The sequence below is a fragment of the Novosphingobium sp. CECT 9465 genome (assembly GCF_920987055.1).
GTDB lineage: Bacteria > Pseudomonadota > Alphaproteobacteria > Sphingomonadales > Sphingomonadaceae > Novosphingobium.
The window spans coordinates 2272348-2296734 of the sequence record NZ_CAKLBX010000001.1; the positions used below are offsets into that span (position 1 = coordinate 2272348).

General features: G+C 59.2%; 18 protein-coding genes and 1 CRISPR repeat array. Of the genes, 7 read left to right on the forward strand and 11 right to left on the reverse strand.

The window, feature by feature from the left end; all coding sequences use genetic code 11:
* Window positions 1–12: 12 nt before the first annotated feature.
* From LUA85_RS10885 to LUA85_RS10895, 3 genes are read right to left on the reverse strand one after another with little or no spacing between them, the layout of a single operon-like run.
* The gene (locus tag LUA85_RS10885) at window positions 13–909 is read right to left on the reverse strand and encodes an IS1595 family transposase (protein ID WP_231469617.1); all 897 of its coding nucleotides are present in this window, start codon (window positions 907–909) and stop codon (window positions 13–15) included.
* A gap of 57 nt (window positions 910–966) precedes the next feature.
* Entirely contained in the window at window positions 967–2163 is a 1197-nt protein-coding gene (locus tag LUA85_RS10890) for an MFS transporter (protein WP_231469619.1), read from the reverse strand.
* Window position 2164: 1 nt separating this feature from the next.
* On the reverse strand, window positions 2165–2821 hold the full coding sequence (locus LUA85_RS10895) for a CoA ester lyase (protein ID WP_231469621.1): 657 nt from the start codon (window positions 2819–2821) through the stop codon (window positions 2165–2167).
* A gap of 18 nt (window positions 2822–2839) precedes the next feature.
* On the opposite strand from LUA85_RS10895, the gene LUA85_RS10900 reads away from it, so the two are divergent.
* Window positions 2840–3736 (forward strand): IS1595 family transposase, encoded by an 897-nt coding sequence (locus LUA85_RS10900; RefSeq protein WP_231469617.1) that lies wholly within the window; start codon window positions 2840–2842, stop codon window positions 3734–3736.
* Between the two features lie 77 nt (window positions 3737–3813).
* Here LUA85_RS10900 and LUA85_RS10905 read toward each other — a convergent pair whose 3' ends face one another.
* From LUA85_RS10905 to LUA85_RS10930, 6 genes are all read right to left on the reverse strand, one after another.
* Window positions 3814–4692, reverse strand: a complete 879-nt coding sequence (locus LUA85_RS10905) for a hypothetical protein (protein WP_231469615.1) — start codon at window positions 4690–4692, stop codon at window positions 3814–3816.
* An 87-nt stretch (window positions 4693–4779) separates the two neighbouring features.
* Window positions 4780–6855: direct repeats of the CRISPR family, unit length 36 nt; unit sequence GTTGCAGCTGGACCGCGATTTCTGAAATGCTATGAC.
* Between the two features lie 72 nt (window positions 6856–6927).
* Window positions 6928–7257, reverse strand: coding sequence for a CRISPR-associated endonuclease Cas2 (gene cas2 / locus LUA85_RS10910; protein ID WP_212742192.1), 330 nt, complete (start codon window positions 7255–7257; stop codon window positions 6928–6930).
* Window positions 7254–8186, reverse strand: a complete 933-nt coding sequence (cas1, locus tag LUA85_RS10915; RefSeq protein WP_231469623.1) for a type II CRISPR-associated endonuclease Cas1 — start codon at window positions 8184–8186, stop codon at window positions 7254–7256. Before cas1 ends, cas2 begins: the two co-directional genes overlap by 4 nt.
* 52 nt (window positions 8187–8238) lie before the next feature.
* A complete protein-coding gene (gene cas9 / locus LUA85_RS10920; protein WP_231469625.1) occupies window positions 8239–11493 on the reverse strand; it encodes a type II CRISPR RNA-guided endonuclease Cas9 in 3255 nt (1084 codons plus the stop codon).
* A 510-nt stretch (window positions 11494–12003) separates the two neighbouring features.
* On the reverse strand, window positions 12004–13461 hold the full coding sequence (locus tag LUA85_RS10925; RefSeq protein WP_231469627.1) for a Ppx/GppA family phosphatase: 1458 nt from the start codon (window positions 13459–13461) through the stop codon (window positions 12004–12006).
* A complete protein-coding gene (locus LUA85_RS10930) occupies window positions 13462–15621 on the reverse strand; it encodes an RNA degradosome polyphosphate kinase (RefSeq protein WP_231469629.1) in 2160 nt (719 codons plus the stop codon).
* Between the two features lie 176 nt (window positions 15622–15797).
* Between LUA85_RS10930 and LUA85_RS10935 the strand changes: the two genes are divergently transcribed.
* From LUA85_RS10935 to LUA85_RS10945, 3 genes are all read left to right on the forward strand, one after another.
* Entirely contained in the window at window positions 15798–18104 is a 2307-nt protein-coding gene (locus tag LUA85_RS10935) for a TonB-dependent receptor domain-containing protein (protein WP_231469631.1), read from the forward strand.
* 2 nt (window positions 18105–18106) lie between these two features.
* Complete coding sequence (locus LUA85_RS10940) at window positions 18107–19477, forward strand: alkaline phosphatase family protein (protein WP_231469633.1); 1371 nt, start codon at window positions 18107–18109, stop codon at window positions 19475–19477.
* 111 nt (window positions 19478–19588) lie between these two features.
* On the forward strand, window positions 19589–19783 hold the full coding sequence (locus LUA85_RS10945) for a hypothetical protein (protein WP_231469635.1): 195 nt from the start codon (window positions 19589–19591) through the stop codon (window positions 19781–19783).
* Between the two features lie 19 nt (window positions 19784–19802).
* Here the strand turns inward: LUA85_RS10945 and LUA85_RS10950 are convergent, their stop codons facing one another.
* A complete protein-coding gene (locus LUA85_RS10950) occupies window positions 19803–20849 on the reverse strand; it encodes a phytanoyl-CoA dioxygenase family protein (RefSeq protein WP_231469637.1) in 1047 nt (348 codons plus the stop codon).
* Window positions 20850–20881: 32 nt separating this feature from the next.
* On the reverse strand, window positions 20882–21712 hold the full coding sequence (kdsA, locus tag LUA85_RS10955) for a 3-deoxy-8-phosphooctulonate synthase (RefSeq protein WP_231471843.1): 831 nt from the start codon (window positions 21710–21712) through the stop codon (window positions 20882–20884).
* 250 nt (window positions 21713–21962) lie between these two features.
* Between kdsA and LUA85_RS10960 the strand changes: the two genes are divergently transcribed.
* From LUA85_RS10960 to LUA85_RS10970, 3 genes are read left to right on the forward strand one after another with little or no spacing between them, the layout of a single operon-like run.
* Window positions 21963–22898 (forward strand): SIS domain-containing protein, encoded by a 936-nt coding sequence (locus LUA85_RS10960; RefSeq protein WP_371823678.1) that lies wholly within the window; start codon window positions 21963–21965, stop codon window positions 22896–22898.
* Window positions 22891–23727, forward strand: coding sequence for a 3-deoxy-manno-octulosonate cytidylyltransferase (locus LUA85_RS10965; RefSeq protein WP_231469641.1), 837 nt, complete (start codon window positions 22891–22893; stop codon window positions 23725–23727). Before LUA85_RS10960 ends, LUA85_RS10965 begins: the two co-directional genes overlap by 8 nt.
* A gap of 9 nt (window positions 23728–23736) precedes the next feature.
* The gene (locus LUA85_RS10970; protein WP_231469643.1) at window positions 23737–24348 is read left to right on the forward strand and encodes a histidine phosphatase family protein; all 612 of its coding nucleotides are present in this window, start codon (window positions 23737–23739) and stop codon (window positions 24346–24348) included.
* Window positions 24349–24387 lie beyond the last annotated feature (39 nt).

The window sequence follows — 24387 nt, forward strand, 5'->3', positions numbered from 1 at the left end:
ATGCCGATGCCTTCAATCGCGCTCTGGCTTCAATGGCCCGAACGTCGAAAGAAGTTCCGGCAACATCAAAGAAGGCGTTTCCCGGCGATTGAAGCGGTATTCCGCTTCCTTGGCATACTTCCAAAGGTGCTTGCCGCTCACGTGAACGTGAGTGCCGTTGATCGAACGCTTCAACTGTGCCCAGAAGCCTTCAAGAGCGTTCACCGTGGCACCGCTGGTTGTGCAGACATACTGCCCCGCGTTGTGATTGACCTTGATGTGGCGATAGCCGGACTGGTCAATGTCCTTGTAGCCGCCAAATTCATCGGTGTTCAGTGTGGTTCCCGGCATGACGGTATCGAGGATAACCGCGCGCATGGCCTGCTTTGTCCGGCGCTGCACAACGCGGGTAACGATCTCACCGCCACGTTCCATTACACCGACGACGGCGGTCTTGTTGCCCTTGTAGCCTGAACCCTTGCCCGACACGCTACCGCCGATCAGCGTTTCATCGACTTCCACATGCTCACCGGGACCGCCAAGCAGGTTGTCGCCGTCAACGTCGGCCATGTGTTCGCGGATCAAGCATGCCATGCGCCAAGCGGTCTTGTAGGTAACGCCAAGCTGACGCTGCAATTCCTTGGCTGCAACGCCGTTGCGCGTCGTGGTGAACAGGTAAATGGCATAGAACCACAGTTGCAGCGGGGTGCGTGTCTGTTCGAACGGGGTGCCCACGGTGGGGTGCAGATGGTGACCGCACCACTGGCAGGAATAAGCGCGCTCTGCCTTGATGCGAAACCACTTGGAAGGGCGTTCGCATGACGGGCAAGCATAGCCTTGGCCGAACCGCACTTCGAACAGATGCGTGAGGCAAGCCTCATCGTCTGGGAACTGCTTGAAGAACTGCAGGATGGTCTGGGGCTTGCTCATGCCCTAGTGTATGCCAGTTTGTTCTACGTATGTAAAGGGGATAATCGCCAAAGGGTTTCAGGGGTCCATTGAAGAAGCCTGCTTGATCGAAGGCGCCAATGCCCACGCGCAACCGGCGCACACGATCATCGGCACGGAAAGTGCGGCAACGATCGTGGCGGACGGAAACCCGCCAGCGATCAGCGCGACGACGGCACTTGGGCCGAGAAGCGAGCCGGCGCGACCCATTCCGCTGGACCACCCCAGGCCGGCTGCGCGCAATTCAACGGGATACAGCCCGGCAGCAATCGCCCCCAGCGCCATCTGGCTGCCAATGGCCCCCGCACCGACCAGAAAAAGCAGCGCAAACCATTCCAGCTTCGTCGCAGGGTTTGCGCCGATTGCCAGCAACGCGATGGCAGCAACGAGCAGGCCGGCTGTCAGACCGGCTGCGGCGTGTCCCTTATCGGCCAGCCAGGCCAAAGTCAGCCCGCCCGCCAGGCTCCCCGCGGCCATGACTCCGGCCGCTCTTTGGGCATCGGCGCGGGGCCAGCCTGCCTTGTCAAGCAACGCAGGCAACCAACTGATCAGGCAGTAGGTGGCAAAGAGGCTGCCGAAAAAGATGATCCAGACAAGGACGGTGCGCTTTCGCAGATGCTTCTGAAAAAGCCCCACGACAGGCAAGCGGACAGGCCGTGACGCGCTTTGTCGACCCTGCTGCGGTCGTGGCTCCGACCATCCAGGAAAAAAAGCCGCCGTCAGCACAATTGGCAAGCCCGCGCCAAGAAGGAATATTCCCTGCCAACCCGCCCATGCTTCAACAAGCGGAGCGAGCATCCCTGACGCAAAGGAGCCAATCGCCGCGCATGACGCAACAATCGTCACGATCAGGTTGCGCCGATCGGGATCGCATGCCTCGGCTGCCAAAGTTATGGCCAAAGGCATCAGGGCACCCATGCCGAGGCCGGTTATGAACCGCAATCCGGCGACCTGCGATGGTGCAGCGGCCAAGGCCAACGATGCACCGCTGGCCGCGATGAGGAACAGCGAAGCGACAATGAGCCTGATCCTGCCCAAACGATCCGCAAGTGGCGCGAGGCCGATTGCACCGGTGGCCATGCCGGCAAGCGAAAACGTCATGGCGCCTGCGAAAGCCGATGGGGCAACGCCCATGCTTTCGGCCATGCCCGGCACAGCAAGGCCCAATGCCTGAATGTCGTAGCCGTCAACAAATGTTGCAAAGGAGGCCAGAGCGATACGGGTCGGTCTGTTCATGTCACAGCGGTGCTTCGGCTCTGGCAATAGTGGCCATGGCTGGTGCGATGACCACCGGATCGAGAAATTCCCCTTCCGCCATGCCTGCCCCTTCACCGACCGACTTCAGTTCGTCCATCTTGGCAAGGATCGAGCGGGCGCGGTTCAGTTCGGCATCCGTTGGCCTGTAGGCTTCGTGGACAACGCGCACCTGCTCACTGGCAAGGACGAGCTTGCCGTCAAATCCCATCATCGCCCCCCAGCGTGCATCCTGCGCCAACGTGGCGTGGTCGTTGATCACCGGCCAGGGCGCATCCAGCGCCCATAGTCCGTGGGTCCGTGCTGCGAGAATGATGCGCGCGCGGTGGAAATGGAACAGGTCGCCGGGATAAAGCGAACGATCCATGATGTAGGCCGCAATGTGGATGCCCAGCGATCCCGAAATATCCCCGATGGCGAACCCAAGCGCTTCGATGTTCGGCGAACATGACGCCAACTTGTCGATGTAGGTCAGTGCTTGCGCGGACTCTATGCCCACAACGTAACCTATGCTGTGCAGGCTGGCACCTTTCTGGCGCAGTTCTGCGATCCGCTCGTCGACCCAGAGGATGTCTTCGACCGTATCGGGCTTCGAAAGGAAAAGGGTATGGCGATTATCCCCTTTACATACGTAGAACAAACTGGCATACACTAGGGCATGAGCAAGCCCCAGACCATCCTGCAGTTCTTCAAGCAGTTCCCAGACGATGAGGCTTGCCTCACGCATCTGTTCGAAGTGCGGTTCGGCCAAGGCTATGCTTGCCCGTCATGCGAACGCCCTTCCAAGTGGTTTCGCATCAAGGCAGAGCGCGCTTATTCCTGCCAGTGGTGCGGTCACCATCTGCACCCCACCGTGGGCACCCCGTTCGAACAGACACGCACCCCGCTGCAACTGTGGTTCTATGCCATTTACCTGTTCACCACGACGCGCAACGGCGTTGCAGCCAAGGAATTGCAGCGTCAGCTTGGCGTTACCTACAAGACCGCTTGGCGCATGGCATGCTTGATCCGCGAACACATGGCCGACGTTGACGGCGACAACCTGCTTGGCGGTCCCGGTGAGCATGTGGAAGTCGATGAAACGCTGATCGGCGGTAGCGTGTCGGGCAAGGGTTCAGGCTACAAGGGCAACAAGACCGCCGTCGTCGGTGTAATGGAACGTGGCGGTGAGATCGTTACCCGCGTTGTGCAGCGCCGGACAAAGCAGGCCATGCGCGCGGTTATCCTCGATACCGTCATGCCGGGAACCACACTGAACACCGATGAATTTGGCGGCTACAAGGACATTGACCAGTCCGGCTATCGCCACATCAAGGTCAATCACAACGCGGGGCAGTATGTCTGCACAACCAGCGGTGCCACGGTGAACGCTCTTGAAGGCTTCTGGGCACAGTTGAAGCGTTCGATCAACGGCACTCACGTTCACGTGAGCGGCAAGCACCTTTGGAAGTATGCCAAGGAAGCGGAATACCGCTTCAATCGCCGGGAAACGCCTTCTTTGATGTTGCCGGAACTTCTTTCGACGTTCGGGCCATTGAAGCCAGAGCGCGATTGAAGGCATCGGCATCGCCGGGGGCGTCCGCTTCGTGATCCTTGGCGAACTGGTCGAGATTGCCGCTATCGCGGGCTTGTTTAAGGTTCTTCGCTGTCATCAGGAATGACCTCGTGAATGTGGACCACTCGATAAAATCGAGGAACTTGGTTCCGATCAGTTTCTACGTTCACGTCCACACGGAACGCCGCCTTGAATGGATTTTGGTGCGGGTCTGATTTCATGTCATTCACCCTCGCTGCATCCAACTGTGAGGCGAAATGAACAGGCAGCGCCTTTGGCGACACTGAGTTTACGATTGCTCTATCTGCGGTTCGGCCATCCGATTTTGCTTTGTCAGTGCTGGTTTGCTGAAAATAAAGCAGGACGTTTTCATGGTCGGCACCACCACGATAATCTAGCACTTTCTGGGCGATCAGCGCGCCGCGCTGGGCCTCTGCCGCCTCCTCGCTTGTGAGAGTGATTTGCGCGGCAAATTCCGAACCATCAGCATTGCGTGCAGCAACCTTGGCTGAAAGCTTGAACTTAGACCCTGGCATGGATGCTGGCACGGCCATAATATCGGCCACAGCCTGCGCAGCCGCTTTTGTTGTGGTAATATCCGCAGGCTTCAAGTCTGCGCGGCGGGCCAATGAGGCAAAATAAGATACCGTTTGCCCGAAGAACTGCACATAACCCGTGAACAAGGGATCGACCGCAATTAGCGGGAGGAACGCACCCATAACCTCGGCGGCGCTGCCCAATTCCGCGATTATGCTGCCTGTTTCAACCTTGGTGACGTAAAGTTTGATGTCATCATCCGACACCTTACCACCACTCTCACGGATGGATTCGTTCGCGTAACGCCGATAGTCACGCGCCATTGCTTGAAGCGCTAGCGTGAGTTGGACCAGTTCGACGGGCCTATCCACATCGAAGTTTACTTGGAGGCGAGATTCGCCGAATCCATCGTATTTCATAGCATCCCCCGCTAGTGGATTTACGTTACCACACCCTGAACCACCGATTCACGTATGCGAAGGGGATAATCGCCTAATCGAAGTGCCGTTGCAGCTGGACCGCGATTTCTGAAATGCTATGACCATAGGCGCGCTCGACTCCGGTGAAAATAAGTTGCAGCTGGACCGCGATTTCTGAAATGCTATGACCGATGCGGCTGGCGCCACCAACGTATGGAAGTTGCAGCTGGACCGCGATTTCTGAAATGCTATGACGTGGATTCGACACACCACGGCAGCGCGGGGTTGCAGCTGGACCGCGATTTCTGAAATGCTATGACTATGCTTAGCACTGACAAGATAAAGGAACCGTTGCAGCTGGACCGCGATTTCTGAAATGCTATGACGATGACTTGGCGATGAAGATAGCTCTTAGGTTGCAGCTGGACCGCGATTTCTGAAATGCTATGACGCTGGAATACGCGGCCCGCGAACTGGTCAAGTTGCAGCTGGACCGCGATTTCTGAAATGCTATGACATCTTCACGCCAATATCGCCGCTAATGATGGTTGCAACTGGACCGCGATTTCTGAAATGCTATGACGGACTCGAAATGGACATCTTCCTCCAGCGAGTTGCAGCTGGACCGCGATTTCTGAAATGCTATGACACGCCGCGCATAACCTCGAAGAGGCCGCGCGTTGCAGCTGGACCGCGATTTCTGAAATGCTATGACGCCCATGTCTCAAGCAACGCGCAAGAGTTTGTTGCAGCTGGACCGCGATTTCTGAAATGCTATGACATAGTCGATGCCGCCTTTTGCCGTATAGTAGTTGCAGCTGGACCGCGATTTCTGAAATGCTATGACTCACCGCTTGGTCGAACAGCATTTCGCCAAGTTGCAGCTGGACCGCGATTTCTGAAATGCTATGACGTGTGGCGTTTGCCGCCTGCAATGCCCAATGTTGCAGCTGGACCGCGATTTCTGAAATGCTATGACCGCGCGCATTCCTTTGCTGAATAAGCTGTAGTTGCAGCTGGACCGCGATTTCTGAAATGCTATGACCTATTCTCCTGTTGGAGCCTAGGCAAACAAGTTGCAGCTGGACCGCGATTTCTGAAATGCTATGACTTCCAGTTCGTCGATGAGCGGAAGCAGTGGGTTGCAGCTGGACCGCGATTTCTGAAATGCTATGACCGAGTTGCGGCCCAAATTGGGGTTTGCCATGTTGCAGCTGGACCGCGATTTCTGAAATGCTATGACTTAGGGGGGAAGTCATGCGGCCCGATCACGGTTGCAGCTGGACCGCGATTTCTGAAATGCTATGACCCGACCGGCATTTCGCCAGCAAGTCCGTCGGTTGCAGCTGGACCGCGATTTCTGAAATGCTATGACGGTTCGCAGCGTGTATTGACCCGTCAGCGTTGCAGCTGGACCGCGATTTCTGAAATGCTATGACCAAGGCATTTTCCACAAAGATGCGGTCGATGTTGCAGCTGGACCGCGATTTCTGAAATGCTATGACCGGGTCCAGATTTTATAAAGGCCGCATTCTGTTGCAGCTGGACCGCGATTTCTGAAATGCTATGACTGTAGGATAGCGCCTTAAGCACGTTCCACAGTTGCAGCTGGACCGCGATTTCTGAAATGCTATGACGCAAGTCTCGCACCGCACAGGCTTTACATCGTTGCAGCTGGACCGCGATTTCTGAAATGCTATGACCATCGACCTGAAAAGACACCCGCGCGTTTGGTTGCAGCTGGACCGCGATTTCTGAAATGCTATGACGTTCGCGCGCGGTTGCGGCGTCACACTCAGTTGCAGCTGGACCGCGATTTCTGAAATGCTATGACTGGCATTGGCTTCGGCCTGCCTGTCTATCGGTTGCAGCTGGACCGCGATTTCTGAAATGCTATGACCAACGCGGCTCATTCAGGCCACTCCCACAGTTGCAGCTGGACCGCGATTTCTGAAATGCTATGACCGCACCGCGCAGACGAGCCATACCCGCGGTGTTGCAGCTGGACCGCGATTTCTGAAATGCTATGACTGGTTATTCAAATCGCCGTATTGCTTTAGCGTTGCAGCTGGACCGCGATTTCTGAAATGCTATGACGTGGGGACGCCGGTGGAAGCATATTTGCGCGTTGCAGCTGGACCGCGATTTCTGAAATGCTATGACAGATGAGTGCCTAACCAGTTGAATTGAGACTGGAAAAAGCTCCATCTGTCATCGCAAAAACGCGGCGGGTGGTTAGAACATGGCCAGCTGATCCGGATTTTTTCGTTGCCGCTGGCGGCTCTGACTCGAAAACCGGATGATGTTTTCATACTGCTTGTCGGTAAAATTGAGCACATGAATCTCCCCGCGTTCGGGGAGATGCGCCTCGATTCGCCGAAGGTAAGTCTCGTAGTGCTCTTTGCCATTACAAAATCGAGCATAGATCGAAAACTGGCTCATTTCAAAACCTTCATCGAGCAAAAACTCGCGAAATTTGGTCGCTTCCCGCGCATGTTCCTTCGTGTCCACGGGCAGGTCAAACATAACGAATATCCACATCAGCCGGTATCCACTCAGGTTCATGCTTCAATCCCCAGGGGATGTCCAAGCGACGCCCAGTCAAGGGCATCAGGCGGATCGAACAGGGCGAGTGCCGATTTGCGTTCTTCGAAACTCCTGGCAAGCGATTGAGCGAGGCGTTGGGTCGCCACAGACACAGGGGAAATAGCCCCACCCAGACGCAAATCATGCCCAATCAGCCGGGCCAGCCGTTTTTTTGCTTCGGAAGTGACGGATTCGATACCTTCGTCGATCATCCGCCGGACCAGCCCGTCAACCAGAGGGCGAAACGGTTCCACAAGATCGTCAGCAAGCGCGAAGCCGTTGAGGCGATTGTGATGGTGCAGGCCGATTGCAGGGTGCAGCCCGGCTCCGATGATCGACCGTGCAACGCATGATCGCATGACGGTGTAGCCATAATTCAGCAGGGCGTTGGCGCCGTCAGCGTTTTGATCGCGACGAAATTCTTTACCCATCAGCGCGGGCCAGTACTTGCGCGCGGCCTGAGCTTCAAGATTGTCCGGATCGCCGGAGCGGACGCGCCGGGCCATAAGCATTAGCGCATTGGCTTCCGCTCTGCCTTGCACCGCCAACAGCGACGCTTGCATCGTGATCTTTCCCACGATGATTTTTTGCCAGAGCTGCTTGAACATGGGGCGCGGGGCTTCCCATTGCGCTCGCATCCGGGCTGCCTGTGCGTGGTGACCGTCAATGGGAGAAATGATGGCCACCGGAGAATGGTTGGCCGCACACATCACCATAATCGCGCCGCGTTCGGCGAGCGCGACAACCAAACTTGTCGTCCAGGTTACGCCATGGGCATGAACGATGATGGCTTGAATATCGTCGAGCGCCACCCGCCCCTGTTCCTGACGATCAAGGCTGACAACCAGAAATCCGCGATACGCGGACAGGTGCAAATCATCTGTGGCAATATCAACAATACGATCCATGCTGCGCCAACCTTTCGGTAATGAAGGCTGGCACAACATGGATAACCAATGGTTAACGTGGTCCGGGATCAAAGATACGGCCAAGTTCGTCGATACGAATCTGCCGCGCTTTTGCCTTCTGCAAGCCGCCAGCAGAAGAATAGAAGTATTTAAAAGGATCAATATCGGGCGAAGTCGCGTCTCGCGCTTTCAGCGGCCCTGCTTCCTGATGTTCTGCCAATGTAATCTGTCCACCACCGGAAAATTTCACTACCCGCATAATCTTGCGCGGCTGGCCTTGCGGCTCAACCGCAACCAGATCGTTCTGGCGCAGACTTAAAACACGCTTGGCTGCCGGATGGGGGCGCTGTTCGGGCTGGCCGGTCTGGTGCGCGTCAAACATGGATACGATGCCAGAGTGCGATTTGCCGTCCCTGTCCTTCCAGCTTGATACCCACTTTCCATCGGGCATCCGCCACACGTCAAACCGGGCATTGGCATCGCCTTTGTAAGCTTTGAAAGCCTTGCCGGAAGCGTCACGGATCGGGATGACTTTCAAGGCCTCCCGCACTCTCACATGACGTATGCCTTTGAACACAGGGTCCGCTTTCGCAAAATTGCGTAGCGCCGCCTCAAAATCCTTGCCGGACCGGCCCTCGGTTGCCTCCCACAGTGCCCGTTGCAAGGCAGCATCCGGTATGCGGATGGGATCGGTAATGTCTGCCGGTTTGAGGCTGAGCAGAGGAACACGGTGAACAACAATCGGCAAACCACTGTCGCTGGTCAGGCCTGTAAGCCCATAGGCAGTGTCGTTGTGCAACCGCGCGGCGGTGGCATTCTTGCCCTTCGCGGGAACGCCCTTGCGACCATGATCGGCCTTGTGACTGATGACTACACGAGCCAGAGAATCACGCAGATCTTCGCGGAATGTGTCCCAAGGCTTGGGAAGGTCAACGAACAGCTTGTCAAGATTTTGATCCTCTGCGCGGCCTGCCGCCTTGGCGATTTGCGAAAGCATGCCGCGATCTGTTGCTGCCACGACCGCCGCGTCGATTGCATGATGCCGATGGTCCAGCCGGTTCTTCGGTGCGCCGCTGTGCGGGTTTTCGACATAATTGTGGTCGGGCAGAAGTTCGTTCAGCCCCCACAGCCGCCGCAGCATCGCGGTCATACGACCGGGGATCACATAAACGCCCTTTACGCCTTCGCCAGGCAGGCGATCAGAGGGACGCTCTGGATAGAGGCTGGACAGATAAGTCCGTGCCATCCGCGACAGATATTGCGTGTCGGTCAATTGGCGGGCGATGAAGCCACCCTCTTGATCAAAGCGCTCCATCGCGTCAGGCGCAAAGCGCCATTGCTTCGATTTGTGGAGCCGCGACACCTGCTCGGCGATGATCGTCCAGCGTTCGGTATGTCCCCAGGCTTCCCAGGGCGTTTTGTTGCCCTTTTCCCGGTTGCAACTGCGGTGCGCGATAACCTTGTTGGCGGCGCTATCGTCGAAGGAACGAGAATAGGGGATGATGTGTTCAATCTCGGTTTCTTCCGTGAACAGGGCCAGTTGCCCGATGTGACGTCCGCAGAACGGGCAGCATCTGTCGAGCGGATTGTTTGGATTGAGATCTTCCCACAGTTTCAGGAGCGCCCGGTTGGAACCGCTATCGCGCTGTTCGCTTTCCAGCAGTTTCTTTGACCGAGCTTCCGCCGCGCGCGTATTCGCGCCGATGCGCTTGTTGTGTTCGGCCTTGTCCTTTTCACTAAGCTTCAGTTCGCGCGCCAGTTCGACGACAATCTCATCCGGGCGGCCATGCACCTTGATGATGGCATTGAGCAGACGGCGGAGCTGGCCCAGGCCAATATGCACGGTGGGATTGGTGATCTTGCCCCAGCGCGCTTCATCACTGTCCTGCGGATCAAGCGAGCCGGGCGGAATCTCGCGCGAGAGGATTTCACCGTAATAGGGCAGCTGGTCCAGTATCTCGCCCGTCCGGAAATCGCTGTGCGACTGGCCAAGCGCAGCCTCCACAGCCTTGTCGTAAGTCACCACATCCTTCTTGAGTTCGGCGAGAATCTTTCGGCTCGCCGTTTCCCCCAGCCGCCCATGACCTTCTGGCAAGCGCACACGCCCGATGGCTTCGGCCTGTTCCGCAGTAACGCCGTGCGTGGCCATCAACCAATCGTGCAGGCGAACAGGGTCTTCCTCTTCGGCCACCGCTTCGATGATTGACCACTGCACCCCCGGATCGAAATGCGCCCAGCGATCACCGAAGCAGTTTTTGTGACTGAAAGAGGCAAAGATTTCATCGCCGACAAGACCAGTGCGGTTTTCGCTCGCCTTGTTGAAGCTTTCGCCATCGGCCAGCTTCAACATCTGCCCGCCAGCCATCTTGGAGAACAAAAGCGTTTTCTGGACTTTTAACGCCCTTATGATCTTGTCGCGCTGATCGAGCGTCAGCTTGCGCGATGGTGCGCCCGCTTTGGTGATTTCAAGCTGATTGACCTCTTCATACAGCCGCCGTTCCTGAAATAGCGGATGCGCCTTGGGCAGGCGCTCTTCTTCGTTGAAAAAGGTGCAGCCGCCTACTTTTGGTACTTTCAATGGGCGCTGAAAAAAGATGATGCGCCGAAGCCGGTCGCGGACGGAATCGGTCAGCAGCGCGGGACGATGCGCCGCCTGCGCGGTCCAGATTGCATCGAACTCCGCTTCCAGATGGCGGCGTTCGGGGTAAAAGTCATAGCCATCCCCTTCTGCACGCATCCGCACACGTTTGGCGGGGATCGCATTTTGGTCGGTCGCGGTATTGGCATGTTTGAACAGGAACTCGCCGAAAGTGCGTGCGCCTGCTTCATGCATCGCCAGATCGAGCGCCTTTGCACCGCCCGCGATTTTGCCACCTTCCTTGTCATCCCCCGCTTTGCGTTCGGCCTTGCGGTTCGATTTGAACCCGCGACGCTGGTTCAGATGGAACAACGCGCGGCCCAGCAGATGCGGACTCAATGCTTCATCCAGCGCTGCTGAGCGCAGAGCATAGGGATCACATCCGACCAGTGCCTTGGCGTCCTGAGAATCGGCGGGCATCAGGCCGGTATCGATCAGAGCTTCCAGGAGAGCCGACCGACGCCGAACATAGCGATCACGCCTCCGCCGCATCGCCCGTGCATCGCGCCGGTCAACCGCGAGCGAAGCCCCTGACTTGGGATCGCGCCCATCGGAGAAGATGCGAACACCGATGTCGCGGATGCCGACTGGCTTTCCTTGCCCATCAAGATTGAAAAGGCACCAGCCGATGCTGTTGGTGCCGATGTCCAAGCCCAATCGAGTCGCCACTTGTCACATCCTTTCTAATATAGCTTACAGGACAGTTACTGGCGTTTAGGTCTAGTTAACTGTGAAACTTGTGCCCGCTTCGACAAAGGACGTGACTAACATGAGCATCTGACCATCACAACCTGGCGAACATCAAAAAGCAGGTATGATTTGCAATATGAGTCAGTGAGATCATGTTCGCCCCTATTGGGAACGTGGCCATTGACAGGAGGCCAAGGTTTTTGCACACTGGTGCCTCAGAAATCGCAGGTCTGGTTGTTAACAAGCAACTTGATTGCACCAAATAAGGTGGGGGCTACGGCCCCCATTTTTTATGCATGAAGCTTTCCTGGTGACCGCTAAGGCTCATCGCAGTTCGCCCAAATTCGACCCATAGAATTATGGCGTAAACTACGGCAATCATTAATTTTGTATTTTTGTGTGTTAAATCAATGGCGATTACGTCCGTCCGTCTCCGCCATCACAGGTATGCAAATCGATTGGCTGTGGTTTGGCTGTTGTCGACCCGTCTTAGCTGATTTGCAGCCCCATGTGCTGTGCGAGTTCCTTGAGATCGCGCAGGGCGGCGTCTCCGATCAGTGCTGGCTCAACGCTTTCCAGCGACAGTTTGCCAGCCTCCATGCGCAGCGCAGTGTGTTCGATCAGGGGTACGCAGCCGGCAGTCAGGCGGCGGCACAATCGCGCGGCGAGGCCTAGCGTCTGCGCTTCTCCCAGGTCCACGTTCGGGGCCAGCACTGCAAGATCGTCAGTGCTGCCGCCGCGCGAAACGCTGCTTTGCAAGGCTGCGGCAAGGATTGCGCGGCCCGATGTTTCCACGCCGATCCAGCGCTTGCGCAAGGCCCATGCGCGGGGCGTTTCGCGACGCAGGTTCGGCTCCACCCTTCCGGCGGCAAGGCACAACAGCACGGCGGCCTGCCCCAGTGGCGTACGGGCCATCGGTGCCACATCCTGCATCCAGCGCACCGCAGCATCACCCTCGGCAGCGGTAATGCCCAGTTGCGTGACGAAATCGCCAACGCCCGATACCAGGGGGTGCAATTTCTGCTCCGACGCCGAAAGTGCGCTGAACAGTACCCCTTCGCGCAGGCCCCATGAAGAAAACACGATGCGCGCCGGGGACAGTTGCCGCAACAGGATTGCAACGAGCGCCGCCGTATCGGGAATGCTGGCAAGGCGATTGGTGGATACGCCGTCGATCGGCTTGATCGCCTGCCCCCTGCGCGAAAGTAGCCGCGCCAGATCAAGCGCCTTGGCCGCATCCAGCGTGAAGCCGTGCGTGTCTTCCACTGGCCAGTTCATGCGGACCATCACCGCGCGGGCAAAGGCGCGCATCGATCCGCCGACAAGGTATAGCGTAACGCCCGGCTCTGCCGCCCAATCGGCCTTGGCCAGCATCGCGCCGACCTTGCGCGCAAAGGTACGGTCACCGCCCGCCCGCAAGGCAGGCAGGCGCAGGGACCCCAGCGGCATGCTGACGCCATGGCTGGTGCCGCCATCGGCCACATCGACCAGTTCGAGACTGCCGCCGCCCAGATCACCAACGATACCGCGCGCATCGGGAAAGGCGCCGATCACGCCGGTAGCGCTCGTTTCGGCTTCCTCGACGCCCGAAAGCAGGCGCGGAGCGAAGCCGAGCGCGCGGACGCGTTCGAGGAACTGCTGACCGTTCGAGGCATCGCGCACCGCTGCAGTTGCGACCACATCGACCGAGCCGATCCCGCCAAGGTCGATGATCGCCTTGTAGCGGGCGAGCGCCGCCAGCACATTGGCCGTGGCCTTGCCTGAAAGCTTGCCGACTTCGGCCACGCCCTTGCCCAGCTTGGCAGTGACTTTCTCGTTAAGCAGGACGACAGGTGCGCGGGGCGGACCGCCATACACGACCAGCCGGACCGTGTTCGATCCGATATCGATCACGGCGCGGGACTTGTTCCACGCGTAAGTCGGGTTGTGTTTCAGCGTCTCGATCACTCAGCCACGGTGGGCCACGCCGCGCCGCAGCGCAAGCTTGGGCACTTTTCTTCCACTGGAAAGCGCCGCGCCGCGACCGGACAACGATGGGTTGGTCATGAAATAGCGATGCAGGTTGAATGGCTGCTCCCCCTTTTCGAAGCGGGTATATTCGCCATCGCTGTGCAGCGCCCAACTCTGTTCGGTATCGAGCAGGTTGGCGAGCATCACCTGATCGAGGATCTGGTCATGCACGGTGGGATTGCGCACGGGCACGAGCACTTCGACCCGGCGGCCCATGTTGCGGCTCATCCCGTCGGCCGAGGAGATGAACACCCGCGCCCGCTTGTTGGGCATGCGCGCGCCATTTCCGAAAGCCCATATGCGGCTGTGTTCGAGGAATCTCCCGATAATCGATTTCACCTCGATCGTCTCGGACAGGCCCGGCACACCGGGTTTGAGGCAGCATATCCCGCGCACCACCAGCCGCACTTCCACGCCGGCCTGGCTGGCAAGATAGAGCCGGTCGATCAGGTCAGGATCGGTCAACTGGTTGAGCTTGGCCCATATCGTTGCGGGACGGCCCTTGCCCGCCAGGGCAATCTCGCGATCGATGCATTCATACAACTTCTCGCGCAGGTTGATCGGCGAAATCGCCAGCAATTCCGTATGCTTCGGCTCGACATAACCGGTGACGAAATTGAACAACTGCCCGGCATCGCGCCCCATGCGCGGATCGGCGGTGAAGAACGACAGGTCGGTATAGATGCGCGCGGTGACCGGGTGGTAATTGCCGGTGCCGAAGTGGCAATAGGTGCGATAGCCACCGGCCTCGCGCCGCACGACGAGGCTGACCTTGGCGTGAGTTTTCCAGTCCACGAAGCCGTAGATCACCTGGACGCCTGCGCGCTCAAGCTGCGCAGCCCACATCAGGTTCTGCTCTTCGTCGAACCGCGCCTTCAACTCGACCACGGCAGTAACGGACTTGCCCGCTTCTGCCGCCGCGATCAGCGCGGCGATAACCGCAGATTGCTTGCCCGCGCGATAAAGCGTCTGCTTGATGGCAACCACGTCCGGGTCTGCGGCCGCCTGCCGCAGGAAATCGATCACCACCTCGAAACTTTCGTAGGGATGGTGAATCACCAGATCCTTTTCGCGGATAGCCGAGAAGCAATCGCCGTCATGCTCCAGCACCCGCTCTGGATAGCGCGGATTGTAGGGATCGAACTTCATGTCTTGCCGGTCTTCATCGACCACAGTGGCAAGACCGTTGATGGCAAGCAGGCCCCTGCTCTTGATGACCAGCGCATGGTCCAGCCGCAATTGGTCGCGCAGCAGCCGCTCCGCATCGGGATCAAAGTTATCCTGCAATTGCAGCATGATGACTTTTCCGCGCCGCCGCCGCTGGATGGCAGTGCGATAATAGCGCACGAGGTCTTCGGCATCTTCCTCGATCTCGATATCGCTATCGCGCAACACGCGGAAGGTGCCATGGCCAAGGATGCGGAAGCCCGGAAAAAGCAGTGTGGCATGGCGCCGCACCAGTTCCTCTATCCCGATCCATGATGCCTTTTCACCGGGCAGACGCACGAACCGTGGCAGCGCCGGCGGGATCAGGATCATCTCGCTCACCGCCGCGCCATCGGCCACGCGGTGCATCTGGAACAGGATGCCGGTGCCCTGATTGGCGATGAACGGGAACGGGTGCGCCGGATCAATCGCCTGTGGCGTAAGGATCGGCACGACATGCTCTTCGAAGTAATCGCGCAACCAGTCGGCCTCTGTCCGTGTGAACGGATCGTTGTCGATCAGTCGAATCCCTGCGGCGGAAAGGTCCTGCGCCAATCCAGCCAGCACGTCCTGCTGTGCATCGATCAGGTCCTTGACCGTATCGAGCAGCCCGCCGAGTTGCTGCTGCGGGGTCATCCCGTCAATCGACAGTTCGTCGATCTGGCGGCGCACCTGTCCGGCAATTCCGGCCACGCGCACCATCATGAATTCGTCAAGATTACTGCCGCTGATGGACAGGAACCGCAGCCGTTCAAGCAGCGGATAATCGGGATTGACCGCTTCGGCCAATACGCGACGATTGAACGCAAGCCAGCTCAGTTCGCGGTTGAAAAACCGTTCCTGCACTGGCGGCAAGCCGCTGGTTTCCGCGCGCTGATAATCTGCCGACATGTTTCCGTCCATTGGGCAAACCCCGTTACACTCGTGTGACAGACGTGTCGCGGATGATTGCTGTCAATTTTTCGTCACATTCTGTCGCCGATCTGTCGCTGAACTGGCACGATGCTGCAACAGCGAAAGCCTAGCGGGGCAAGCGCCACATCAACTGGCCAATGAGGGATCACACCATGCGTATCGTCGCCGTGCTGCTTGCCAGCACCTCGCTTATCGCCGCACCAGCCGTTGCCGCACCAGCCGTCGTCGATCAGGGCACTGCCCCTGCTGCCGAAACCGCGCTGCCCGCAGAAGGCGGCGATTCGGAAATCGTCGTGCTCGGCCAGGGCCAGACCCGGCAGGTGCAGGAGCTTTCCACCCGCGAACTGACCATCCTCGCTTCGGGCACCAGCCCGTTGAAGGCCGTGGAAAAGCTGCCCTCGGTCAATTTCCAGTCGGCAGACGCTTTTGGCAATTACGAATGGTCCACCCGCATCACCATCCGCGGCTTCAACCAGAACCAGCTCGGCTTCACGCTCGACGGCATTCCGCTGGGCGACATGACCTATGGCAACCATAATGGCCTGCACATCAGCCGCGCGATCACATCCGAAAACATCGGCATTACCCGCGTCAGCCAGGGTTCGGGCACGATCAACACGCAGTCGACCAACAACCTTGGCGGCACGCTCGAATTCTTCTCGCTCGATCCCAAGGATGCGCTCGGCGTCACCGCCAGCGGATCGTACGGATCGGCCAACACGTACCGTGGCTTTGCCCGGATCGGGATCGGCACAGAAGATGGCGCGCGCGCCTATACTTCGGTCCAGTATCAGGATGGCGACAAGTGGAAGGGCGACGGCAAGCAGCGCACCTTGATGGTCAACGCCAAGGGCGTGGTGCCATTGGGCGACGCTGAACTGGATGGCTATATCAGCTATTCCGACCGCGCCGAACAGGACTACCAGGACTTCACCCTCGGCATGATCAACCGCCTGGGTTATGACTGGGACAACTTCGGCCCTGAAAACTATGCGCTGGCGGTGCAGGTTGCCGACATCGGTGCAAATCGTGGCGAAACCACCACACCGCTCAACCCGGCTGCCGGCACGACCTATCCTTCGCCGATTCAGACCGCCGACGATGCCTATTATGACGCATCGGGCCTCCGCAAGGACACGCTGGGCGCGATTGGCCTGACCGTGCCGTTTGCCGATACCGCCGTGTTCAGGATCAAGGGCTACTACCACGAGAACGACGGTCAGGGCACTTGGGGAACCCCATACCTCAACAGCCCTTCAGGCGTGCCGATGTCGCTGCGCACCACCGAATACGACCTGAAGCGCAAGGGTGCGTTCGCCTCGATCTCGAACACTTACGGCATGCACAACCTGACCGTGGGTGGCTGGTACGAAAAGAACGACTTCATCCAGTCGCGCAAGTTCTATGGCTATGAAAGCCGCACCAATCCGGGCCGCGATCACCTGAAGTTCCAAAGCAATCCTTTCGCCACGCAATGGTCGATCGCGTTCGAAACCGACACGATCCAGTACTACGTCACCGACGATATCGATCTGGGCGATCTGAAGGTGAACATCGGCTGGAAGGGCTTCTCGGTCGATACCAATGCCTTCGCGCTGGTCAACACCAACAACCGGGCCACCGGCGATCTCAAGACCGAAGACTGGTTCCAGCCGCATGTCGGCCTGAACTACAAGCTGGGCGGCGGGATCGAAGCCTTTGCGGGCTTCACGCAGGTTACCCGCGCTTTCCAGGCATCGACCACCAGCGGTCCGTTCTCGTCCACGCAGGACGGGTTCAATGCGATCAAGGACACGATCAAACCCGAAAGCTCGGACACTTATGAAGCGGGCCTGCGTTACAACACTGGCGTGATCAACGCGACGCTGGCTGGCTATTACGTCGATTTCCGCGATCGTCTGCTGGTGATCCCGACGTCGGTCGGCATCGTCGGTTCGGCCAATGCGCTGCAGAACGTCGGTTCGGTCCGTGCGCTCGGCATCGAAGCGGCGGTGGACGTGCGGCTGCCGATGGGCTTCGGAGCATTCGCCTCCTACAGCTACAACGACACGACCTATCGCGACGACGTGACCTTCACCACGGGCGGCGTCACCACCGTTATCCCGACCGCCGGCAAGACCGTCACCGACGCGCCCAAGCACTTGCTGCGCGGCGAACTTTCGTATGACAGCGCAGGCGCGTTCGGGCGGATCGGCGTGAACTACATGTCGAAGCGCTACTTCACTTACACCAACGACATGTCGGTTCCGGGCCGCGCGATCGTTGATGCCACCATCGGTTACCGCCTCGACATCGGCCAGCGCCAGCCGATCGAACTGCAAGTCAATGCGGTCAACCTGTTCGACAAGCGCTACGTATCGACCATCGGCTCGAACGGCTTCGGCTTCAGCGGCGATAACCAGACGCTGCTTCCCGCCGCACCGCGCCAGGTGTTCGTGACCCTGAAGGCGGGCTTCTGACGATGAGCGGCCTTTCCACCGCAAAGGCCATGGTAACGGGCGTCGCGCTGCTTTGCAGTGCGGCGCCCGTCGCCGTTCTGGCCCAAAGCACCACATCCAGCCCGGTCCTGCTTATCTCGATCGACGGCCTTCGCCCCGGCGACGTGCTTGAGGCCGAAAAACGCGGCCTGAAAATCCCCAACCTGCGCCGTTTCCTGAAAGAAGGCGCTTATGCCACGGGCGTGACCGGCAACCTGCCGACGGTTACCTACCCCAGCCACACGACGCTGATTACCGGCGTGGCCCCTGCCCGCCACGGCATCGTTTCGAACAACACGTTCGATCCCAAACAGATCAACTACGGCGGTTGGTACTGGTTTGCCGAGGATATCAAGGCGCAAACCCTGTGGGACGCCGCACACCAGGCGGGCCTGTCTACCGGCAACGTGCACTGGCCGGTCAGCGTCGGCGTGAAATCGCTTACGTACAACCTGCCGCAGATATGGCGTTCGGGCCACAGCGATGATCGCAAGATGATCAAGGCCCTGTCCACGGACGGCCTCTATGATGCGCTGGAGCATGATTGCGGCGCCTATGCCGATGGCATCGATGAAGGCATCGACGGCGATGAAACCCGCGCGAAGTTCGCCGCGCGCCTGATCGAAACGAAAAGGCCCGACTTCGTGACGGTCTATCTTGCCGCACTCGACCATGAAGAACATCTGTTCGGCCCCGGTTCGGCGCAAGCCAATGCCGTGCTCGAACGGCTCGATGCAGTAGTGGGCAAGCTTACATCTGCCGAAATGGCCGCCCACCCGGATGCTGCGATAGCGGTTGTCAGCGATCACGGGTTCGTCGCGACCGACACCGAAATCAACCTGTTCCGTCCGTTCATCGACGCCGGGCTGATTACGCTGAATGCCGATGGCAAGGTAGCGTCATGGGAAGCCATGCCCTGGCCATCGGGTGGTTCCATTGCCATCGCGCTGGCCCGTCCTGACGATGCGGCGCTGACCGCCAAAGTGGCAGCCTTGCTGGACCAGCTCGCATCCAATCCTGAAGCGCGCATTGCCCACATCGCTGCCCGCGCAGAAATCGCGAAGATGGGTGGAAACCCGCAGGCAGCGTTTTTCGTCGATCTGAAGCCCGGTGCGCTTTCAGGGGGCTTTGCCGCCGGTGCACCTCTGGCACGGCCGTCCCGCTACAAGGGCATGCACGGCTATTTCCCCACCATGCCCGAAATGCGCTCGACCTTCCTGATGATGGGCAAGGGCGTGGCAAAGGGCCGCAATCTGGGCGAGATCGACATGCGCGCGATCGCACCGACGCTCGCCCTTCAACTCGGCTCCAACCTGCCCGATGCACAAGTGGCAGCGCTGCCGATAAAGCCTTGAGGCAGCCGACAGCACCGCTCGTTCATGCAGTTCGGGCGAGCGGTGTTGCGGTTGTTTGACCAACCTGCAAATCCATTGGCGAATCGCCTGCAGCCGGTGCACCGCATTCTTATGAAACGGGGCCTCTATCGCACGATTGACAGCTTTCTGGGCGAATGCGCCAAGGTCCATGAAAGCGCAGGCGATGCGTTTCCGTTTCTTCTCCCGGAAATCTACGATGCGCTGGGATTTTCCCCCGCTTACAACGAGTTGCCGTTCCGCGATGGCGGCGCCGATAATTCGGGCAGAAAGTTCGTCCGGGTCTGATCGCTGTAACCGGATGACGTCAGTCGTCTGCCGGGCGGCGTAAACCCACCGGTTTCCACGGTTGGCCCAGTCGCCGCTCAAAACGGTCGCGCAAAGTCCACACCCAGTTGACCCGACGCTCGGCGATACCGGGCATGCTCAACAGGTCACCGCCCAGCCATGGCAGGAACGGATTGCGCCGCGCATAAGACCAGATTTCCACGCGCTCTCCCGGTTTGACAGACGCCCCGCGCGCATGGAACCCGACGGTATCGGCAACAACGAGCGTATTGGCGGCGACGGCCAGACCTTTCGCTGCGGGGAGTCCCATCGCATCCAGGTCTGCATCATTGACGCGTGGCGAACCCCGCGCCGATAGCCGGTCTATCGCGCGCGGGTCGGACAGGCTGCGGCGCCGCTCCCATTGCAGCCGCGCAGGCGTGAAGCGGTGCGAACCGCGCACAAAACAGAACGGGCCTTCGTCTTCAGCCACAGGATTGAGGAACAGCCAGGATTTCAACGACGAATGGAAGCTGTCGGCGTGAAGGGTCTCCTGCGGATCGGCATCGACCGTGCCGATATGGCTGACGATGGTCTGGATATAGTGGAGCGGCACCGTCCTGAAGCTGGCGACATAGTGCAGCAGCGCGACGATATCCGGGCGGGCGAGCAAGGCGCGCAAGGCGGGAATCCGCGCAAGCATGGCAGGGTCCACCGCGAGCCTGCGCGTGATCGCATCCCCTTGCGTCATCTCGCGCGCATGGCCTTCGTATGAAAGGATCGCCTGACGCAATGCCGGAAAGTCTGACGGCGGCACGACATCGGGGATCACCACGAAGCCATCACGCTCGAATGCGGCGATCCAATCAGGCCGCACGTGCCGCGCCAGGCGTCGCCTGCGCCATCGGCACAAGACATCGGCCAGCCGAACCCGCGCGAGGTGAAGCCCGCGTCCGTTCAACCGACGCGATCCGATCAGCGGATTGTCGAGGAAACTCTTGTATCCGGTGAAAAGCTGCAACACCCAGACGGGCGTCAACAGTGCCCGCCCGACGGTTCTGGCCAAAGGGGTTGGAAACAAACCCATTTCTAACGCACAGTTCGCATTACTTGCTTGGACTAGGCAGCCTTTACCAGCGCGTCAATTGCCTGCAATCGCGCCAGAAGCGACTCGAAGTCTTCCAGCGGCAGCGCGTTGGGACCGTCCGAATAGGCGTTATCAGGATCGGGGTGCGTTTCCATGAACACCCCTGCAACGCCAGCCGCCACAGCCGCACGGGCCAGCAAGGGCACGAATTCGCGCTGCCCGCCCGACCGTTCGCCAAGCCCGCCCGGTTGCTGCACAGAATGCGTGGCGTCGAACACCACGGGGCACCCGGTTCGCGCCATGATCGCAAGACCGCGCATGTCGGACACGAGCGTGTTGTATCCAAACGATACGCCCCGCTCGCACAGCATGAAGGAATCTGGTTCCACACCTGCCGCAATCGCGGCATTGCGCGCCTTGGCCACGACCTGGGTCATGTCTCCCGGTGCCATGAACTGGCCCTTCTTGATGTTGACGGGCCTGCCCGAAGCGGCAACCGCACCGATGAAATCGGTTTGCCTCGCCAGGAACGCGGGCGTCTGCAAAACGTCCACCACATCGGCCACGGCCTTGACCTGCCCCGGTTCGTGAACGTCGGTAAGCACCGGCAATCCGGTTTCCCGGCGGACCTTTTCGAGGATTCGCAAGCCCTCATCCATGCCAGGCCCGCGAAACGACTTGTCCGAACTGCGGTTCGCCTTGTCGAATGAACTCTTGAAAACCAGCAGGATTCCCAGTCTGTCCGCTACCCCTGCAAGATGCTCTGCAATGGAAAGCGTGTGCCGTTCATCTTCTATTACACAAGGCCCTGCAATTGCGAACAAAGGAGAGGCCGCATCGATTTTGCATCCACAAAGGAGCATTCCGTTCAATCCATTCCAGTTCAAATGTTATAGCGCCGACCGAACCGTCCCTCTAGGGCCGTTTTGTCATCTCGATGGTTTCTTGGCGCAGAAATAGGACGCTGGCAACGAATTGACCGTATGCGAGTTCAAGCAGCGAAGCAGCCGATATCCGGCAAGAGCTTCATGTCGGCGGTAAAAAAATATGATCAGGGTGAAAATGCATCAAAGGTCCTCCGCACCGCAATTTACGGCATCGGCCCTGAAAACGGTGGAAACGGAAATTCAGGCTCTCGAACAGCTGAGGGGCGTTCTGGAAGAATCGGGTTTTCGCCACGCGCTTGACCTCGCGATAGAAGCCATGGCCCGCACCGAAGGACGCGTTATCGTGAGCGGCATGGGCAAGAGCGGCCATATCGGTCGCAAGATTGCCGCCACATTGCGGTCCACCGGCACACCTGCACTGTTTCTTCATCCGGGCGAGGCAAGCCACGGCGACCTTGGCCTGATTACGGAACAGGACGTGGTGTTTGCCATCACCTGGTCGGGTGAGACCAGCGAACTCAATGATATCTTCCATTATTGCAATCGCTTCGGCGTCACCCTGATCGTCGCCACGGCATGGCCTGACAGCACCGCAGCAAAAGCCGCCAATATATGCCTTGAACTGCCGCTGGTGCGCGAGGCCTGTCCGAACGATCTTGCGCCGACATCGTCGACCACGCTCCAGCTGGTGCTGGGCGATGTGCTTGCAGTCGCCCTGATTGAAGCGCGCGGATTCACCTCTTCTGATTTCCGGGTGTTCCATCCCGGCGGGAAACTGGGGGCGCAATTGCTGACAGTTGACCAGATCATGGGCACTGACAGCGCCATTCCCAAAGTGCGCCGCGAAGCCACACTAAGCGGTGCAACGATCGAGATGAGCCGCAAGCGTTACGGCGCAACGGCCGTTGTCGATGATGGCGACAGGCTGGTGGGCGTGTTCACCGATGGCGATCTGCGCCGCTGCATCGCCGTCCACGATCTGCAGGATCGTATCGGGCTGCACATGTCGCCGAACCCGGTCACCGTTCCGCCGGGCACTTTATGCGCCGATGCCTTGCGCATCATGAACGAGAATGCCGTTTCAGTGATTTTCGTCGAAGACAACAGCCGCCTGGTCGGCGTTGTCCATATGCACGATATCGTCAGGACCGGGATTGTCTGAAGCTTTGGAGGCAGAGACTTTCAGCCCCGACCTGATCGTCGTTCCCGCCCGCTTCGGATCGTCGCGATTGCCGGGGAAACCCCTGCTGTCCATCGCCGGGCATACGCTGCTGGAGCGCGTTGTGGCGATTGCCCGTGCTGCCGCCGCACAGGCAACCAACTGCGATGTCGTGGTTGCTACCGATGACACGCGAATTGCCAATCACGCCGCTGAACTCGGTATCGAAGTCGCGATGACCTCGCCCGATCTCGATTCGGGTACTGTTCGCGCCTATGCTGCTGCCTGCCAGCGCGGCGCCTTGCCCGCGCGGGTGGTCAATCTTCAGGGCGATGCACCGTTCATTCCGGCGGAAATCGTGGCCGATCTGATGCGCACCTTGCGCAAAGGCGGGGCCGATGTGGCAACGCCTGTGTTCCGGCTCGACTGGCCGCGGCTCGACCGCTTGCGCGAACACAAGCGCACTGCGCCGTTCAGCGGCACGACCTGCGTTCGCACCGCCAATGGTCATGCGTTATGGTTTTCCAAATCAATCCTGCCTGCACTTCGCGATGAGGCAAGGCTGCGCGCTGAACCGCTCTCGCCGGTATGGCAGCATCTGGGGCTTTACGGATACACCATGCCCGCGCTGGCATGGTTCGCTTCGGCTCCGCCAGGTGCTTACGAAGTGCTCGAAGGCCTTGAACAACTGCGCTTTCTTGAGCATGGCTGGACGATCGACACAGTCGAAGTCGAAGTGCCCGCGCATCTGCTTTCCGGTATCGATACACCGGAAGACCTTGCCAAGGCCGAAGAAGCGATTACCCGGTTCGGCGATCCCTATCCGGCGTAAAAAGCTTCGATGTTCGTCATAGTCCGCCACGGCAACACGTTCGCCGCCGGGGAAACCCCGCGCCGGATCGGTGCACGCACCAACCTGCCGCTGACCGAAGCAGGCGTGGCGCAGGCACGGGCGCTGGGCTTGCATTTTTCGGCGCTTGGCTGGCAGTTTGAAAAAGCGTTTGTCTCGCCGCTCTTGCGCACATGCCAGACGGCAGAGGCCATTCTCGCAGCGCAAACCGACCCTGCAACGCCGGAACATGCCGACTTTCTGCGCGAGGTCGATCACGGACCCGATGAAGACCAAACGGAAGATGCCGTCATCGCGCGCGTCGGCCCGGAAGCGATTGCCGCATGGGATGCACACGCGGTGCCACCGCCGGGCTGGTCGGTAAATGCGGACCAGCGTATCGCCGCCTGGAAGCGCCTGTTCTCCGCCCGCCCCGCCTGTGAAGACCCCATTTTGCTGGTTACCAGCAACGGCGCTGCACGGTTTGCCCTGCTGGCTGACGCGGCGTTGCAGCACTGCCTCGCCAGCCTGCCTTCGCTGAAACTGCCGACCGGGAGCTATGGCGTGATCCGCAGATCGGCCGATGGCACACTGGACATTGCGGTCTGGGGGCAGCGCCCGTGACCAAGCTCTGCCTGCTACGCGCGCCTCCGTTTCACGCCC